The following is an 18,899-nucleotide window of genomic DNA, read 5'->3' as shown; positions in this document are numbered from 1 at the left end:
TATAGACAGCGAACCACCTGGATGCCCTGATCCTGCTTTGCCGATCATTTTGATAACATCACTTCGAACCTCGGCATTTAATATTGCAATTTAAGGTCCCCTTAATATGACAGTATTGTTATCTAGACTGCCACATTAAGGGGGTATTTGGGACTACTTTACCGATATTATGTTTTAATCATCAACTTCAATTTTTATAATCTTTCCGCCTTTTATCCTCAGTCCTACTTCCATGCCCCTTTTGAGATTTCTTAAGCTTTTTATGCCTTTAAGTTCCACATCTTTGTCTATTATAATGGTATACTGTCCGTCATCGTTTTTTATGGTAAGCATCAAATTTGCTCCCAAACTAACTGAAACCACTTTTCCTTCCAACTTGCCGTCTCTGGTGTTTTTTCTCTCTTTTTCTAATTCTTCAATCCGGTCTTTTAAACTCTCTGCCTTGATTTCCAAAGCAAGATTTGTATCATCCGCCCGAACGTGTGCAAAATCTCCCGCTTTTATTTCAGCAAGTTTTGCTTCTTTGCCGTTTAATGTGATTTTGGTGTCATTATTTACGTCAAATGTTACCAAGTCGCGAGACCTTAATACATAATATTTTTCTACATTTAAGATATAGCCTCTCATGTAAATGGAAAATTCGTCTGTCAATTGGCCTTTGACAACAATCTTGTCGCCAACATAGTCTTCAAGCCCTTCTATGTTACCCTTTAATACAAATGCACCTTCACTTGTTTCTAATTCATAGTGGAGGCCTTCTATGTCGCTTTCCACAAGTGTCCCTATAAAGCCTTCATCAGGATTGGTTATATATGTGACAAGCGAAATTGCTCTTCTGTTAACTTCAGCTACTAAACCCTTTGCGGAAATTATGGGTTGTTTGGTTTTTTCAATGACTTGGATAAATATTACAAATTCATCCTCATCAAGGACTAACTCAACCTTGTCTCCCACTTTCAAGTCTTCTAAACTGCGATATCTGCCATCTACGTAAACCGGTGTTTTTTCCAAAAGATCATAGGTTTTAGTGCCCGACGAATTTTGAATGGTTATGGTTAAATCTTCTAAATCAATATCTTTTATAGTTCCAACCAAATTATTTTCATCTTCATTATCAAGGCTTTCATCTAAGCGGTTTAACATAACCGCCATTTCTGCCCGGGTAATTGGGTCATTTGGCTTGAATCTGTTCTTGTCGTCACCTTTCATTAGCCCTAAGTCCAACATGATATATACATACCCAACGGCATCTTTAGGTATGGCATTGGCATCTTTAAAGGGAAGTTTTTCTTTCATGTGTTTTTGAGCTTCTCTTTCCATATCCAATGCCCTAACGATGTACCGTGCCACTTCATAGCGTTTAGCAGGAGCATTGGGATTAAAGCCCCTCAATTCCTCAGGTTTAATTAGCCCCTTTTCAACAGCTAAAGCCACATAATAATAGGCGTCGTTCCACGAAAGGTTGATTTTCCGGATATCATCATTAACCTTAGTCCTCTTAACTTCTTCTTCCCATCCCATGACCCTTAGGGCCATGATGATGGCTTCCAAGTGAGTAACGTTGTTCTTGGGTTTAAAAACATTGCCCGGATACCCTGTAAAAATACCGCGAGCGTACATTCTGTCAATGGCAAGTCTGGCCCATTCTATTGTTTCGTCTAAATCTACAAATCCTATTTTCTTAAGCTGCCCATACGGTATCCCTGTCACTTTTTTGAGCTGACCGGGTGGAATATTTAACTCTTTTGCCTCAGCTACCGGTGCCACAAAAGTCATGAGCATAATCACAACCAGCAATAGCGCTGCACCTTTTTTGTAAATCTTCATTGATACCCTCCTTTTTTGAATGATTACCTTGTTTCCGGAAACCAAGGTTTTGTTTTATCTACCATATAATATCGAAAGAACTTCTAATATTATGAGGGTATCTTGGAATTGTAACCGTTTTGTAACATTGCTGTAACTTAAAGGTAATAATTGTAGAATCTTGTTTTTTATAATTACATGGAGCTTGTCTCGGAAGAACCAGCCATACTCCCCGATACAGAAAAGCGCACTACATTTTCCAGTTTCAAGCGGGCTAAATTATAATTGTATATGGCCCCTGCTCTCTGTAGCTGAACCTGTTTTAAGCCTTCTTCGGCAGCTGCTACATCTACGCTTCGAACAAGACCTGCTTCGTAGCTGAGCTTTGCGAGGCGGAGGCTTTCTTCCGCCATTTCTAAAGCCTTGTCCAAAACCGGTATATTGGCTTTTGCTTCTTCAAAGTCAAGCCATATTTGACGCACTTCGGCTTCAACTGCGGCTTTCGTATCCTCTAATTTAATGCGGGCTTCCTCCATGGCGTGTTCTTTTTCTTTGTAAATAAAGGTATTTGAGGGATAAACTTTGCTGCTCAGGTCAAAATCCAGTTTGGCTATTTCATACGAACCTTGTGCGCTCATAATATCAATTCGGTTCTTTTGGGCTTCTTTTAGTAACTCCTCTAATGTCACCTCAAAATCCGCCGGTTTATAATCAAAAGAATCCGTCAGCTCAATGGGTTTGTCCTGGGGCAATCCTAAAAGCTTTTTGAGGTTGATGTAAGCCTTTTCTTCCTGTGATTTGGCGTTTAATAAATTGGCCTCAGCCTTTGCCAGCTGCACCTGGGCATCTAGAACCTCTGTTTTTGCCACCATGCCTGCTTTATATTTTGCCTCAGCAATTCTCAGTAAATCCTGCTGCCTTTGAGCAGCAGCTTCTGCTAAAAGCCTATTGTCCCTTGCAGAAAGGGCCCCGTAATATGCAGCTTCTACGCCAAATCGAATGCCCTTTACGGTAACGTCAATGCCTGCTTCAGCCAGTTTGACAGCTACTTCAGTTCGTTTGTCTGCCATTTTGGTATTATAGTCATATTCAAAAGTCCCCTCCAACGATATGCCTAATTCTTTTAATTCTTCTTCTTGCTCTTTTGCTTTTCTGTCCTGATACCTATACTGCTGCCTCCCCAGTTTTGCCTTCTCCAAGCCCAATTCTGACAGCTTCACCTGCTGATTATTCTCTTCGGCAAGTTTTATGGCATCCTCAAGGGAAAGCTTTAAAACCTCATTTTCACTTTTTTTGTCTTCTTGGGAAAAGGCGAAGCTTGCAGGTATTAATGTCAATATAAGCAATGCTGCCAGTAATTTACTCATCAAAGTTCTTGGCATAAGAAATCCTCCCTTTTAATGTTCTTATAAAGCCAAAACTATACCAATCCCACTTAATAGCAGGAGGTGGGTCAGGGTGTTAAGCTCCCTGAGCACCCGCTGGTTTTTGCCTTCTCTTTCTGTACCTTGCCAAAATATCTCCCCAGTCCTCAAAAATCGTATAAACCACTGGTATCACTATCAGTGTAAGCAAGGTAGAAAAAGTCAAACCTCCGATAACGCTAACCGCCATAGGAGCACCAAGTTCCCCTCCTTCTCCTATGCCTAGCGAAAGGGGCACCAAACCTAATACTGTAGTCAAAGTGGTCATCAGAATAGGCCTGAGCCTTGCCGGTCCAGCAGTAATAATGGCTTCGTTTCTAGACATACCGCTTTCTCTTAGTTGGTTAATAAAGTCTATCAAAACTATGGCATTGTTGACAACAATTCCGGCTAACATAATCACTCCTATTAGCGAAATAATATTTATGGTATGACCCGTTAAAAGCAAAGCAAGCACAACTCCTATCAAAGCCAATGGAACGGTGAACATTATTACAAATGGGTGTTTTAAAGATTCAAACTGAGCAGCCATAACCATGTATACCAGGATTACAGCCAATACAAACACCAGTAGCATGTCACTAAAAGATTCCATCATCTGTTCCTGCTCTCCGCCCATTTTTATGCTGTAGCCTTCCGGCAAGTGAAGTTCATTGAGCTTTTGCTGTATCTCCCTGTTAACCGTTCCTATATCTCTTCCTACTACTGTTCCGGTTACCGTCACCTGGCGTGCTTGGTTTTGACGCACTATGGATACGGGACCTGTGCTTTTTTCAACCTTAGCCACGTCTCGCAAAGTTAAAAAGGCTCCGGTAGCGCTGGGAATTAGTAGATCCTGGACTTTAGATATATCATCAACTAATTCCTTATCCGACTTTATAACTACATCTATCTCGTCTCCACCTACTTTGTATTTTGTAGCCACACTGCCAGATATGGCAGAATTAATCGTTTGAGCTATTTGAGCACTGGTGAGGCCATACATGGTTGCCTTATCTCTATCAATCTTTATAACAAGTTCAGGTTTGCCTTCATCAAGGCTAGTTTTGACTTCTCTGGCACCGGGAGTTGCTTTTACTATTTCGGAAACCTCTCTCGCAATTTCGTCAAGCTCATCTAAGTCATCACCACTTATTTCTATTGAGATAGACTCTAGTGAACCACCACCCGCAAAATCCATACTACTTACTGCTCTAACTTTTATTTCAGCTCCTGCCATATCCATTGTTATTTTTCTTATTTCCTCTGCAACTTCCTCTGCAGAGCGCTGGCGCTCATTTAACGGAACAAGCTGCAATGTTATGCTGGCTTCACTGCTGTCTGAGCCAGACAGGCCCGCCATTCCACCAGCGCTGCCTATACTTTCCATAATACCTTCTATCTCAGGAATTTCTTTTATTCTGTCTACAAGCTCAGAAACAAAACGGTCAGTTTCATCAAGGTTTGTGCCATAAGGCAATTTTACGGAAATGCTAATTGAACCAGCATCTGAATGAGGCAAAAATTCAGCTCCTATAAGCGGAACCAAAGCCATGCTTATAACAAAAAGCATTACCAAAGGTATTATTACAGCTTTTCTATGGGTAAGGGACCACTTAAGCAGATTTGAATACTTTTGTTCAACCCTTACATAAAGATCTTTAAATTTTTTTAGCAGTGAAAGTATGCCCTTTTTACTGTCTTCCTCAGAGAATATTTCGGCTACGTCAATCTGCGTCATAAGTCTCGAAGACAGCAGGGGGACAATAGTCAATGCTACAAACAGGGAAGAAAGCAAGGAAAAAGTAACCGTTAGGGCAAGTTGTTTAAACAGCTGGGCCGTCATGCCCTGCACAAATACGATAGGCAGAAACACCGCCACCGTGGTAAGGGTAGATGCGGTTATAGCCATGGCGACCTCGTTTGTACCCCATATGGCAGCAGTTTCGGGGTCTTTGCCTTTTATTCGATGAGAGTATATATTTTCCAAAACAACTATGGAGTTGTCTACCAACATTCCTATACCTAAAGCCAATCCACCGAGGCTCATCATGTTCAATGTGATGTTGCTAAAATAAACCAGTACAAAAGTTGCTATTATGGATATGGGTATAGATAGCCCGATAACCAAAGTGCTCCTGAGGTTTTGAAGAAACAGATATATGACCATTACCGCAATAATACCGCCGGTTATTGCATTGTTTTTTACGTTATTGATAGAAAACTCGATGAAATCTGACTGGTCCAGAATCATTTCGTATCCGATTTCAACAGGAATTTCTTTGGCTATTTTGGCCATCTCGGATTTGACCTTTTTTGCCACTTGAACCGTATTATAGCCACTTTGCTTTTGTATGGTCAAAGCTATGCTGGGCTTGCCATTGTAACGGGCAATTGTGGATATATCCTTGTAAGTATCTTCTACCTTTGCAATGCTTTTTAATGGAATAGTCCCACCTTGCGGCAGTGGAATGGGCATGTTTTCGATTTCCGATATGTCCTCAAATTCCGCCTGCGTCCTTATATTGTATTGTTTTTTCCCTTGGTTTACATTACCGCCGGGGAGATTAATGTTTTCCATTTGCAGTTTACTGGCTAGCTGAGGCATGCTGAGACCATAAAATGATAATTTATCCGGGTCAACGCTTATGGCTATCTGCCTTTCTAAACCTCCGGAAATTCCCACTGATGCCACGCCTTCTATACGCAAAAGCCTACTTTCAATGACATCTTCGGCAATTTCTTTAAGTTGAACTATATCATCGCTGCCATAAAGAGCAATTTGCATTACAGGCATCATAGATGGGTCAAATTTGACAATCATGGGGGCCTTAGCATCTGATGGCAAATAAGGTTCTATTAAATCTATCTTTTCGCGAATGTCCTGGGTGGCAATATCCATGTTGGTACCCCAGTTAAACTCCACAATAATAGTGGAATTCCCTTCACTGCTCAGGGATTGAATATTTTTTACATTGTTCATGGTGGACAATACCTGTTCAAGGGGCTTTGTTATCAAATTTTCAACTTCGTGGGATGATGCCCCTTGGTACTGAGTCATAACAACACCTACAGGAAATGAAAACTCGGGAAATAAGTCTATTCCAAGTCTTGAAAAAGAGATAAAACCCAAAACCAGGACTACAGCTATAATCATAAGAGTTGTTACGGGCCTTTTTATGGAAAAACGCGCTAAGTTCATTTTGCATCACCCCGGCCCTCTACTCTGACTTTTGTTCCGTCTGTTAATAAGCTCTGCCCTTCAATAATTACTTCCTTTTCAGACTCAAGACCCTTTGTTATAACTGTCTTGCCCATGGAAGTAGGACCAGTTTCAACCACATTAGCTTTAGCCACATCACCTTCTAAAGTGTAAACGATGGTCCTGCCATCATAAGCCACAACTGCATCTTCAGGTACCGTAACAACGTCAGTGTGTAAAGCTACCATCAGCTTAACTCTGGCAAACATACCGGATTTCAAAAGCCCCTTCTCATTGGGCACCAAGATTTTTACAGGATAAACTTGGGTTCTTAAGTCTTTAAAAGGACTGATGCTGACAATTTCTCCTTTAAAGGGCAAATCACTTGCTGCATCTACGATAACCTCGGCTTCTTGCCCCACTTTCAGGCCATTTACCCTGTCTTCTGTAACATTTATATGTATTTCAACACTGTTTAAATTTCCAACTGTAATAATAGAATAGCCGGGACTTGCCATCTGGCCAACGGTTGCAGTAATAGCACCCACAGTACCGTCAATTGGAGATGTGATAACACAGTTATCCAGTGCTGCCTTAGCTGCAGCAAGAACTGCCTCAGCCTGTTTTACCTGAGCCTTTGCAGCAGCTAAGCTTTCAGGTATTGTCTTCTCTTTAGTAATTGTAAGCTGTGTTTTTGCGGACTCGTACTGTTCTTTAGCAATGTTATACTGAAGCTCCACGCCTTCAAATTGCTGCTTAGGGATCGCACCCTCACTAAAAAGTTCTTTCATCCTTTCATAATTTTCCTTCGCATTATTGAAGTTTGCCTCAGCTTGTTTTAGAGCAGATTCCAACTGTGCCAGCTGTTGAGGAAATTGGCCCTGCTCCAAATTGCTAAGGTTTGCAATGGCTGCATCATAGGCTGCCTGAGCCTGATTCACCTGATTAATTACATCTTTCTTATCAAGTATGATCAGAGCTTGCCCGGCCTTTACCATTTCTCCTTCCTTTACTAAAATCTGCTCTACTATGCCGCCAAGTTTTGGCGAAAGCCCCACTTCATCTACGGCCATCACTTTTCCCGGAAAGGATTGGTATTCGGGCAAATCCTCTTTTTGTGAAAGTGACACATTCACAGGCACTATCTTTTCCTGTTCTACCACTGTTGCAGTTTGGGAACTGCAGCCGGATATAATCAAAGTAACTATCAATACAAGCATTATTATGTAAGATGGTTTAGCAAATTTTGTATTCATAAAGCACTCCCTCACTTCTAATTTGTGACTCTTAGATTAAAAAAACATGTTAAACTGCTCATCTATTCAACTACAAGCCCTTTTGCAACTATATCAACCAAAAGTTGGAGCATATCATCATAGACATTTTCATCAAAGTCCTTTTTATACAATATCGGATGATACAGAACCTGAAATAACGCCACAATTACTTCAGGTTTATAATCATTTATAATGGCACCTTCATCCTGCCATTTTTTTATAATCGGCAAAAAGTCCCGCATAAGCCTTTTGTTGTATTCTTTCATTTTTTCCGGTGGAATTTTTCGGATTAAAATATCCACCTCTTCTTCAAAAAACATCTGCCGGATTATTGGATTGGAACTGACTACTTCAAAGACTTTCTTAAAAAAACTTTTGAATTTATCACGAGTTAGTTCTTTAATGTCATCTTCCTTTAAAAGTTGTTCCTTGATAGCCTCCCCTTCTCTGTCCATAACTTCTAGATAAAGTTCTTCTTTAGAATTAAAAAAAGTATAAAAAGAACCCTGGGCAATTCCCACTGCTTTTGTTAAATCTTCGATACTGGTCTTTTTTAGACCATAAGCCCCAAAAAGCTCACGACCCGCTTTAATCAGGTCATTTCTGATAATCTCTCTTTCCCGATCTGTAAAACCCCTTGCCATCTTTTCACCTCGATAATCTGAGCTCATGAATAAAAAATATTTTTATTCACAAAAATTGTATTCATATATTAATCTTTTGTCAATGCCAAGAACGTTATCTATAATACTCCAAAGCTTTTGTAGCCACTATACAAATAGCCAGCCATAATCCGCCAAGCCAAAACCCAGCCAGTACATCACTGGGATAACTTATGCCTGCATGAATCCTACTAATGCCTACCATAAGCATAATAGAAATCCAACCAAATATTATGATAAGCTTCTTGGCCTTGTTTTTATTTTTAAGCAGCAAAAAGGCCATATAACCTAAAAGGGCTGTTAAAATTACCATAAAACCGCTGGGAAAACTGTAAGCAAAAAAGCTTGTAGCATCTACATTTGGCAGCCTAGGCCTTTTATAAAAAGATTTAAATCCCCATTGCAGAAGAAAACTGCCAATAAATGTGACTAAAGCCATGCCGCTGTATATATTTTTCTTGTAGAGATAGTTTATATAAAGCAAATAAAGTAATATTATAATGGCAAAAATTAAAGGCTTTTCTATAATGTCCAAGAGATGTGAAATAAAATCAATGGAATTTAGGTTTATCTGGCTTATATAGCCAATTATGCCAATATCGAAATCCTCCACTTCTTTTTCCAATACTTCCGTTGCCATTTTAAAAAATAATATGCCAAAAGTCGCAGCAATACTAAAACCTGCTATCAAGTATATGCTAAATTCACCATAAAAGGTCTTCAGCTTTTGTTTAAAAATATGAGCCAACGTTCCTTCTCTCAAGGTTACGCTGATTGAAATACCACTTTTTTGTATTAAAAAATAAAGCAATCCCATTATTGCCAATAGTACAAAAGAGCCCGGCCCTAAAAACCTATCTATGTACGCTATGGCATTTTCCCCTAATGCTAATACAAATGCTCCTTCCAGAAAAAACCTGGCACTTCGGCTGAGAACCGTTGCAATAAAAAATGTAGTAAAATTCATACCAAACACGCCAGAAGCAATGGTAAACACTTTATAAGGTATAGGGGTAAAACCAGCAACTGCCACAGCCCATCCGCCGTAGCGCGAAAACATGTCTTCTATTTTATGGAAATTTTCTTCTTTGATAAATCGAGCAAGTATGGGTCTGCCTGCCCTTTTTCCAATTAGGTAGCCAAAAACCCCGCCAAGAGTAGATGCTATTGAAGTTATGGCAGCATAGTATAAAGCTTTCTCCGGCGAAATTAGAGCTAGTGGCAAAAGCACGATATCCGGCGGTATTGGAAAAAACGACGCCTCTGAAAAAGATAAAATGAAAAGACCCAATGCCCCATTTTGAATAAAAAATTCCTTCGTCCCTTCAAGAAAATACATAATACTCTCCAAATATCATCACCACTTTTTATTTTACTTTCATAATCTATACAAATATATTGTAAAAATGAATATCTAAAACAAATTAATTAAATTTTAACATAATATCTTTAATAAAAAAATCGGCATTTTAGCCGATCAATTTTTATATTTTCTTGCCAACTGCAGCCAAATATATGGCAAATTGTTCTTTTCCATCAATGCCAAGCAGCCTATTTACGGCATCATCATCGTAGGCACCGATGACACAAGTACCGCAACCTATGCCTTCTGCAGCCAGATATAAATTCTGGGCTACATGGCCTGCGTCCAAAAACATATACCTGTAGCCTCTTTCACCGTATCGCCATGTCATCCTGTAGGCAACCGCCACCCATATAAAAGTCACCGCCGAATTTTTTATAAAAGTCTGTCCCAAACAGGCATCTACCAGCTTATCCGCTATCTCCTCACAGATTTCCACTTCCTGCAGTTTGTGGTCAAGTGCCAGGTATCTATATAGCCCCGGGCTTAAACCGTCTACCCTATTCATCAAAATATAGGTTTCAAAAGCGTGCCGAGCCCCTGCCGATGGAACCATCCTGAATGTAACGTTATGTGAGATTCGTTTTACCCCCTGCGTGCACCACAGCAAAAAGGATAGCTCTTCTAAAGTGAGCGGCTTATCCGAGTATCTTCGAAGGCTCCGCCTGTTTTCCATGGCTTCCACAAGTTTTATATTAACATCTACATTTTTAGGCTGCGGCAGCACGATGATTTTTTTATCACTTTCAGCTTTAAGCTCCAGAGGTGGCTGAGGCAAATTCTTAGCCTGGTCAGACATTATTAAGTATTTATACTTTGTCTTTTCGAGAAACTCCCTGCCTATGCCGTCCATGTTATCCGCTCCTTTCTATGTGCTATTTTAATCAAACTGGTCACAGATAACACCTATATTGTGCCTTTAAAGATTGAATTCATTTTTATCTTTTTGGGCTGATGTATAAAAAAGGCGAAGCAGAATAGCTATTACGGCTGTAGTTAGGGCAAAAAAGGCCATGAGGTTAAATCCGTAAAGGTAATTTCGGGTCAAGTCATAGAATAGACCAACCAGTAACGGACCTATAAGCACTCCAAAGTTTAAACATGTAGATAAGATGCCATATCCTAAACCCAACTGCTTAGGAGGCAAAAGCCGTGGCACCAACGAAAAAACAGGAGCAGGTATAAAGGAGGCTGCAGTTCCGATTAATATTCCCAGCAGCAGTGGGTTAATTCCAGTCCGAGGGACTAAAAACAACAAAAAAGCCAGAGCTACACTACTATTCCCACATATCGTGAACCATAAATATCAGCCAAAATGCCTCCGGGAATAGAAATGAAAATTCCAGGTAGGCCAAAAAAACTCATGAGAGTCCCCGCCTGAGCGTGGGAAATTCCCAAAGATGATACGATAAATCCTAAGACTGGCGGAATACCTTGAAAAGTTAAGGCAAATGCCAGCATAAAAAAGTAGATAAATGCTAGGGCTTTCCAACGAGATACCTCACTCATTTTTTCCACCTCCTTCCATTTAGCATACACAAAAACTTGTTTGAAGAGGTGATTCCAAACATACAAACATAGAACCGTCCCCTGTTCTATTCTTCCATTTGCAGTGTTTCGTCTAACCCCTTTCATCAATCATTTATCAGATGCCTCGCCTTTTAGTACCCACTCATCTACTTCACTGATTTTAAACTTCCACAACTTACCAACTTTGTGAGCAGGCATCTGCTTGGTAGAAATCCATCTATAAATCGTATCTTTACTGACACCCAGGTGTTCAGCAATTTCCTCCAGTGATGACCATTTCTCCGTAGTTATATAATCCACCTTGTGACCCCTCCTTCACGGAGTTACTGCTTACAGTATAGCAAATAATTGCCAATATGTATAGGTTTTGTTTGGGTTTGGCATGTATTTAAGGCTATTATTTGTTATGCTTGGCAACCGGCAAGAATAAAAAACGCCCCGTGGAAGAAAGCTTAATTGCTTGCTTTCCCACGGGGCGGGTTGTGGTTCTTAGGTTATGAGTGGTGACAATGGGTTAGAAAACTAACTAGCCATCCTTACCTTCCTCAGGCGTATAGACAACCTTTTCGTAATTTCCATCCATATCTCCTGAACTATTACCTTCTGAGTCATGAGCCACTAGATAAAACTCTATTGCTCCATTACTGATGTCTTCATCATTAATAACACCCATTGCTTGACCATCTGATTTAAATGTTATCGTCCAAGTTTGAGTGTCTGCATCATAGTCCACGGTTACTCCAGCTGTTTCAAATTGAGCTTTAGCTTCTGGAGTGCCCCATGGATTAGATGGATCTGCATAAACGGTAAACTCTGGCAAATTTGCTTGTGACCATTTACCATGTTTGCCATGGCTATGATCTACTTCTAAAGAGTACAGGTTCTCATCGGATGCTTCTACGGTTAATACTAAATCTCCATTTTCATTCTTTTCTACTGTGGCTGATTTTATCTCTGGATCAGTTTCATCAACTGGTTCTGCTGGTGCCTCATAATTAACTACAAACTTACTCCAAGTTTCACCATGTTTCACTAAGAAGATGTGGTCGCCTTCTTCTTGCGCCCAACCTTCTTCATCAGCGTCAACTTTGAACCACAAGCAGTCATCGCCGCTCTCAACCAGTTTGCTTATTTCGCCACTTGGCTTAATCTGGTACATAGCGTCAAAGCCTACCAGTGAAACACCTTCTACATTATACTTCTGATAAGTTGCTCCAAGGCTTTCATTATAAATTGGAGCTCCTTCTGCTGTTGCTGTTACTTCTGCAGGTGCTGTCCAATTTAATGTTGCTTTATAGGTTACATCGTTCTTGTCCACTACTACAAACTCACGCTCACCTGCTTCTGCTAATACATTGAACCATAAGGTATGGTCTGTATTAGGAGTCAGGGCTTTACCATTTGAGGTAATGCTCTTGATGTTATCTTTGTGTAGGCTGATTCTCTCACCGTCTACCAGTAGTTCAAATTCCTGGAATACATAAGCTTTACCATCAACGGTATTAAAACCTGTACGACCAGTTGCATTCCATGTTCCTGCTTTTTCTACTGGCTCGTCAGGTTTCTCTACACCCTTTACTTCACTAGATGTATAAGTAAAGCTGAAGATGTACTCGCTGCCATCTGTGCGAACTACCTTGTAAGCATATTCACCGTCTGCCTTCAGAGTAACTTCGCCATCACCCTTGGCAACGCCAAACCACATTACTTTATCTGTATCTGGTGTTAGAGCCCTAGGTTCATCCAGTTCCTCACCAGCTTCTTTAATTACGTGGATTGACTGAACACTATCTTTATCAAGCTTTTCTTCCGGTACGGTTACTTTGATGTACCAGGTGCCTCTGCTTTCATTCCAAACCGCCTTGTAGTCTACAGCTGCAGCGATGGTCTCGACCCAATCCAATGTTACCTTATACATTGTCCCGTCACTGGTTACTATAAAGAAATCATAGCTTCCAGTTTCGTGGGCTTTGTTAAACCATAAGGTCTCATCAGTATTGGGCTCTAACTCTACCCATTTTTCTCCCTCTTTGCTGGCAATCAACTTAACATCGCCAATCTTAAGAGATACTTGGTTTTCACCATCCATTAATTTGTACTCTACATAGGTGTCTTCGGTACCAGGCCTAATGCCTTCCTTGCCAGTTGCTTCCCATGTAGCTGTTGTATTAATTTCTTTATCCCAATTCAAGGTTGCTGTATATACCTTGCCATCTTTTGTCTTAACTTCGTAGTAGCGCACTCCTTGATCTGCTTCTACATTAAACCAAAGAGTAGCATCGGTATTAGCGGTTAAGTCTTTCCATTCTCCATCTTCGCCAACTTTTACTTTGATGTATTCTACATTGCTTGCAGCTAAGGAGATATCTTCTTCATTTGCTACCAGCTTGTATTCAGCATAGATCTTACCTGCTGCTTCTCCTGCTGTATCAGGTGCTATACCTACGTTACCAGTAGATATAAAGTTAGCTTCAGTTGGTTCTTCTGGATCTTCAACAACTGTAACTACAAATGTTGCTGTTTTGCCCTCATATGTTACAGTTATCTGCTGTTCTCCAACAGTCTCGTTGTCAAACCCACTTACTGTCAACTTAGAATGTTCAACAATCTTGGTTGTCCCATCAGTATATGTGGCTGTTACCACCAAGCCGGTTAGATCGAGCTCTTCACCAAGCTTATAAACAGTTTTATCCGGTTCTGTTGTAATACTAATAGCACTTACGGGAATAACTGGTATTTCATCACCAACCACTCTCACTTCGCAAGTAGCTGTTTTACCACCATCTTCAGTTTTAACCGTAATTTCAGCTTTTCCTTTACTTATTGCCTTCACTGTGGCAGTTAAACCATTAGGTGTGACAGTTGCTACACTATCATCACTTGAACTCCATGTTACTTTTTTATTTGTAGCATTTTCAGGTTCTATTGTAGCAATAAGGATTTCTTCACTCTTATAGTAGACCGATTCATAAACTGCCAATGTTACTGATTTTTTATCTAAAGAAACTGATTCCACTTTTATTACTGAAGGTCTACTTCCTCCACCACCACCGCCGGAGGTTTTCTTATCTTCTCCCTTTACTTCTTTACCTGCAATCTTTGCAGTAACGTCATCTGCAATATCATATTTTTTAGGTTTCATTTCTAGTTCTGCACCATCAGCGTTGAATTCGGCATATTCTATGGTGCCTTTGCCGGTAATTGTTGCGGCTGCATCAATGGTTAGATCTTTTACGGTTGCGTCACTGGATAGGTTCACTTCGGCTTTAGTGTTGATTTGGAGGTTGTTAATTGTTGTGCCTTCTAAAACTTCTACTTTTACATCAGCATCCACAATAACTTCTTCGAAATCGCCGTCTAAAACTACATCTTCTCCATCTTTAAGTATAGTTATTGTTTCAATGCCCTTTCCTTCTACATGAGCCCCAGACTGAAGTTTTAGCTCGCTGATATCAGTGTTGCCTGAAGCAACTATTCTAATTTTGCCCCCAACTTTGACGACAATTACTTCTTCACATGTAAAGTTGACGAGATGGATACTGTCCTTTCCGCCTCCGCGGACCGTGGTTAGCCCTTTAACTGTTACATTTTCTAAAGTTACATCTCCTTCGCCGATACCTTCATTTAGATACAAGTTGCCTTCTATTACCATGTTCCTCAATGTTACCCCAGGAACATTGATGACAACATCTCGGGAAATTGTTTCAACACCTTCTTCAGGTCCGTAAATTCCCGGCTCGTCGTATGTTACGGCAAGGGCCTTTAAGGCATTGTCAAGCATCGTGACGGTTTCTGCTCTGGTTATGTGCCTTTCCGGCCTAAAGGTTCCATCGGGATACCCTCCCATGTATCCTTTAGAAGCCAGTGCACCGATATATGGTTTGCTCCAGTTTTGAATGGAGTCTTTATCTGCAAACTGATCTACATTATCTTGCAGTTCAAGATTTAAAACTTTACAAAGGGCTACTGCTGCTTCTTGACGGCTGATTTCCCGATTGGGTTTTACGGTGCCGTCCTGATAACCTGATATGTACCCTGCTTTTACAGCTTTTGCTATCTCATCATAGAACCAATCAGTCGCTGAAACATCGAAAAAGCCTATTGCAGCCTTTTTATTAAAGCCAAAGGCCCTATTGACTAAAGCCATAAACTCTGCTCTGGTTATACTGTTGTCAGGTCTAAAGGTCCCATCCGTGTATCCGCTGATAAGACCCTGCTCTACCCACTTTGCTATTGTGGCTTCTGCCCAGTGACCACTGATGTCTTTCAACTCTACAGCAGCCTGAGCGTCTAAAGCTATTCCAGGAGCAAAAAGCCCCAGGCAAAATGTTAAAGCTATAATTATGCTCACCCAGTGTCTAACTCTTCTGCTCATCTGGTTATCCTCCCCTTTCTTTTGAATTAAGTAATGGCTAATATTAAGTGTCTATTACTTTTCTGCAGTATTGAATATTTCGTTGTCAACCGATGTGATCTATGGTATAATTTGTTGGGTATATTTTTCCTATTTTCGGCTCCGTGGCAGCGGGGCCGCTTTTTTTGTTTATTGACCCTAAGTCTATACCCCCTTTCTATAATTTTTATAAACTATATTCATCACCCCTTTTTTTAAGTTTTTATTAAATAGTCTAAAAAGCTTATATGATAAAGCTATATATCTGTTTATATAGGACAATTTTACTATTTATACATAATATTACTACAAATTGCTTTGATATCCTTCTTTTTATAGCTAACTTTATTATGAAATACTTTTATATAAACCTAGGGTATTTGCTAGGTATTGCTTATATTTAGATACCACATCTTCCGGTTCTAATATCCTCACTTTATCGCCGAATTGAAACACCCATGAGAGAAATGTAGGACTAACAACGACTTCTGCCTTCATTATAAAACTGTTCTCATCGGCCTTTTCTATGTAAACATCTTTGCCGAAACGGTCTATAACCACATTTACCAGTGAATTGTCAAACTGCATTTTTACGGTTTCCTCTTCGCCGCCGAACATGTTAAAAACCTTTTTTGAATACCCGGCAATGTTGAACTCCAAATGATCTGGCAGTTTGACTCGTGGCTCATTAGTGATTTCGATATCACTCATCTTGTCTACTCGATAATGGGTAAAATCCTGATATTTTTCCGAAAAAGTTATTAAGTAATAGTTTTCGTTATCCCATGAAAGAGCATATGGGCTCGTTATGTACCTTTCGCCATTTTTTCGAAATTTCTTTTTCTTGTCTACTGTATACTGAAAATATCTAAAAGATATTTGCCTGTTTTGGGAAATTGCCATATGAATCCTGTCTACATTGTAATAGATGCTTTCATTCATTGTCTTTACACGGTCTGCTACATATACTTGGCGTTGAAGAAGTTTTGCATTGTGTTTGCTGGTAAAGCTCGAAAGCTTTTTTATGAGCTCCTTACTTTTTTTATAAGTTATAAATTTTGAACATTGAACTGCATCAACCAATAGTTTTAATTCAGCTAATTGAAAAAAACGACTTGCTATAAAATATTCTGTAGTTCTGCTCCTCCTTGAAACTATGTCGAACCCGAAAAACTTTAGGGCTTCTAAATCATCATAGATAGACTTTCTTTCGGAAGGGATACCGTATCTCTTAAGTTCCGATATCATTTCCTTTACGGTCATAGCATGTTCTTCATCAGTGTTTTCTAAGAGTATTTTCAAAAGGTATAGGAGCTTCAATTTTTGATTTGAACGTCTAGCCATATCATTCCCCCTAGCCCTTTTCTGATACATAATTATTCCTACAATACCATAATATCACAATATGTGGGAAATAAACCGGTCTTTGTACAAATACATTTAAAAATGTTTAGAATCTTTGTTGTTCTGCTGGTAGCGAATCTTTAATAATGAAAAAAAGAGAAGGGAGCATTCCCTTCCCTAATACAATATAACATAATAAAGGAGATTTTAGCTGTTTGTTGCTTGAAGGAAACCTTCTATTTCATGGTCGTGTCCTTCATCAAAGCTAGTTCTAAGTCTAATATAATGAGTATGATAACCCCCGCCTAAACTTATGGCCGGGCCGGTAGTACCCCTATAGTAGTGATAGTGTCTATGATCAAAGGTAGTTCTGCCTGAAATTTCATGGTAGTGATCACCTTGTTCAAATATACCCGAAGGAATAGGTGGGCTGCTGACCCCGGGATACATATGGCTGTGACCTTTATCGCAAGTTGTAATGCCATTATGGGCATGGACGTGACCATAAGATTTCCCTCTGTTTTGGTCTGAAGACATCGATACCACCCCTTTTGCTTATATTCTAATTTAAGCTATGTGGGGTGTGCCCTTGATGTTACTTTTCTCTTTTCATCGCCCTAAATCGTCCCAATGGCGCTTTGCCTCATAAAGTTCTGCTAAAGCGCCGGCTTTGTCTCTCGCCTCCAAATAACCTGTCAGCCTGGCAAGTGAAATATCTATACCATTTATTTGATCCCTTTCCACGCTAAACTGTATCCAGGGGATTCTTTTATTCCAGGCATTTTTTAGCTTTTGGCAGTAATCAATCGCTTGTTCCCATTGTTCGTCATTGATACATGCCTTTATATCTGCATAGTACTTTAAAAAATGCTGATCTCTCTCACCAATAGAGTTTTTTAGAATAAGGCCACCGTTCATGATGGCAAAAAAAATGGCTAAGGTCAGTATCGGTATAAGATAAAAAACAAATTTGTTCACAGCTCATGCCTCCTATTAATTTAGCCCCGGATAATCGCTAATATCTGTTATGCGCTTTAACCTATCCATATATGTATCTACGAAGAAACTTCCGTTTGGTGTTATAGTAGCCAAAAACACATCTGAAACATTATCGATTCCCTTGGCTTTAAGCTGTGAATACAGCCACTCTTCGGTTATATTTAAATCTTTTAGATTTTGTTTAACTATTTTACCATCATATATAAGCTCTGTCCCAATACCAGTTGGTATAGATGGTATATTCAGGTGAATGGGGGTTACAGGTTGAAACTGGGGCTTTTTTAGGACTGAAAGTTTGCCATTGGTCTCCAAAATGGCAAATTCAACTTCATTTAAATCAAATACTCCTTTATCTCGCAGCTGTTCCATTAAGTCAACAGCTCTATAACGCAATTTTTTCATAGTATCTTCCATGATCTTCCCGTTCATTACGACAACTACAGGCTCCCCGTCCACATATTTAGAAGCATAGCGCCATTTTTCGCTTATTAATTGTAATACTAATACTGATGCCGTCCAAACTACAAGGCCTACAAAATGAACCCATGCTCTGCTATCAAGTTCTGTAGTCAGGGAAGCTGCAATAGAACCGATGGTAATGCCCAAAACGTAGTCAAAAAAGGTAAGCTGGCTTATTTGCTGCTTTCCGAGGAGCCTTGCAAAAATGAGAAGTGAAAAGAAGGCTATAATTCCTCTAACTATGACTACCGCAGTTTCATTCAAGGCTTTCACTCCATTTGATTTATTATAAATATTTTCCCCAGAATTTTGTTTTTAGATGCAATCTAGACTAATTTCACATTAGATTGAGTCATATACCACCCTATGATCAGCAGCCGGTAGATGCCGCGTCAGTAGTACTGGCAATGCTTACAGGCATATGTTGTAACCGGAGAGAAAGGATATATAGAAATGTCTCA

15 protein-coding genes are annotated in these 18,899 nt (G+C 39.8%); all 15 read right to left on the bottom strand.

Features of this window, described 5'->3' with window-relative positions:
- Positions 1–174: 174 nt before the first annotated feature.
- The 15 genes from JT739_RS11810 to JT739_RS11740 all read right to left on the bottom strand — a co-directional run bounded on the left by JT739_RS11810 (position 175) and on the right by JT739_RS11740 (position 18,702).
- Positions 175–1,827 carry an S-layer homology domain-containing protein gene (locus JT739_RS11810; RefSeq protein ID WP_237661332.1) on the bottom strand — a complete coding sequence of 551 codons (1,653 nt, stop codon included), beginning with the start codon at positions 1,825–1,827 and terminating at the stop codon, positions 175–177.
- A gap of 173 nt (positions 1,828–2,000) precedes the next feature.
- On the bottom strand, positions 2,001–3,188 hold the full coding sequence (locus JT739_RS11805; protein WP_237661331.1) for a TolC family protein: 1,188 nt from the start codon (positions 3,186–3,188) through the stop codon (positions 2,001–2,003).
- Between the two features lie 79 nt (positions 3,189–3,267).
- Positions 3,268–6,411: an efflux RND transporter permease subunit gene (locus JT739_RS11800; protein ID WP_237661330.1), complete on the bottom strand. Its 3,144-nt coding sequence runs from the start codon at positions 6,409–6,411 to the stop codon at positions 3,268–3,270.
- Positions 6,408–7,667 carry an efflux RND transporter periplasmic adaptor subunit gene (locus tag JT739_RS11795; protein WP_237661329.1) on the bottom strand — a complete coding sequence of 420 codons (1,260 nt, stop codon included), beginning with the start codon at positions 7,665–7,667 and terminating at the stop codon, positions 6,408–6,410. Before JT739_RS11795 ends, JT739_RS11800 begins: the two co-directional genes overlap by 4 nt.
- Positions 7,668–7,729: 62 nt before the next feature.
- Positions 7,730–8,332 (bottom strand): TetR/AcrR family transcriptional regulator, encoded by a 603-nt coding sequence (locus tag JT739_RS11790; protein ID WP_237661328.1) that lies wholly within the window; start codon positions 8,330–8,332, stop codon positions 7,730–7,732.
- Between the two features lie 94 nt (positions 8,333–8,426).
- Positions 8,427–9,689: a VTT domain-containing protein gene (locus JT739_RS11785; protein ID WP_237661327.1), complete on the bottom strand. Its 1,263-nt coding sequence runs from the start codon at positions 9,687–9,689 to the stop codon at positions 8,427–8,429.
- 145 nt (positions 9,690–9,834) lie between these two features.
- Complete coding sequence (locus JT739_RS11780) at positions 9,835–10,566, bottom strand: SagB/ThcOx family dehydrogenase (protein ID WP_237661326.1); 732 nt, start codon at positions 10,564–10,566, stop codon at positions 9,835–9,837.
- Between the two features lie 66 nt (positions 10,567–10,632).
- Positions 10,633–10,968 carry an MFS transporter gene (locus JT739_RS11775; protein ID WP_237661325.1) on the bottom strand — a complete coding sequence of 112 codons (336 nt, stop codon included), beginning with the start codon at positions 10,966–10,968 and terminating at the stop codon, positions 10,633–10,635.
- Between the two features lie 14 nt (positions 10,969–10,982).
- Positions 10,983–11,222 carry a hypothetical protein gene (locus JT739_RS11770; protein WP_237661324.1) on the bottom strand — a complete coding sequence of 80 codons (240 nt, stop codon included), beginning with the start codon at positions 11,220–11,222 and terminating at the stop codon, positions 10,983–10,985.
- A gap of 129 nt (positions 11,223–11,351) precedes the next feature.
- Positions 11,352–11,543 (bottom strand): helix-turn-helix domain-containing protein, encoded by a 192-nt coding sequence (locus tag JT739_RS11765; RefSeq protein WP_237661323.1) that lies wholly within the window; start codon positions 11,541–11,543, stop codon positions 11,352–11,354.
- Positions 11,544–11,769: 226 nt separating this feature from the next.
- Entirely contained in the window at positions 11,770–15,618 is a 3,849-nt protein-coding gene (locus tag JT739_RS11760) for an S-layer homology domain-containing protein (protein WP_237661322.1), read from the bottom strand.
- A gap of 366 nt (positions 15,619–15,984) precedes the next feature.
- A complete protein-coding gene (locus JT739_RS11755; protein WP_237661321.1) occupies positions 15,985–16,980 on the bottom strand; it encodes a YafY family protein in 996 nt (331 codons plus the stop codon).
- A 207-nt stretch (positions 16,981–17,187) separates the two neighbouring features.
- Positions 17,188–17,517: a YmaF family protein gene (locus JT739_RS11750; RefSeq protein ID WP_237661320.1), complete on the bottom strand. Its 330-nt coding sequence runs from the start codon at positions 17,515–17,517 to the stop codon at positions 17,188–17,190.
- Positions 17,518–17,589: 72 nt separating this feature from the next.
- On the bottom strand, positions 17,590–17,958 hold the full coding sequence (locus tag JT739_RS11745; RefSeq protein ID WP_237661319.1) for a DUF4363 family protein: 369 nt from the start codon (positions 17,956–17,958) through the stop codon (positions 17,590–17,592).
- A 15-nt stretch (positions 17,959–17,973) separates the two neighbouring features.
- Positions 17,974–18,702, bottom strand: coding sequence for a DUF421 domain-containing protein (locus tag JT739_RS11740; RefSeq protein ID WP_237661318.1), 729 nt, complete (start codon positions 18,700–18,702; stop codon positions 17,974–17,976).
- Positions 18,703–18,899: the final 197 nt, after the last annotated feature.

It is taken from the genome of Tepidanaerobacter sp. GT38 (assembly GCF_021991635.1).
Lineage (GTDB): Bacteria > Bacillota > Thermosediminibacteria > Thermosediminibacterales > Tepidanaerobacteraceae > DTU063.
This window is presented reverse-complemented; position numbering and strand designations above follow the sequence as displayed.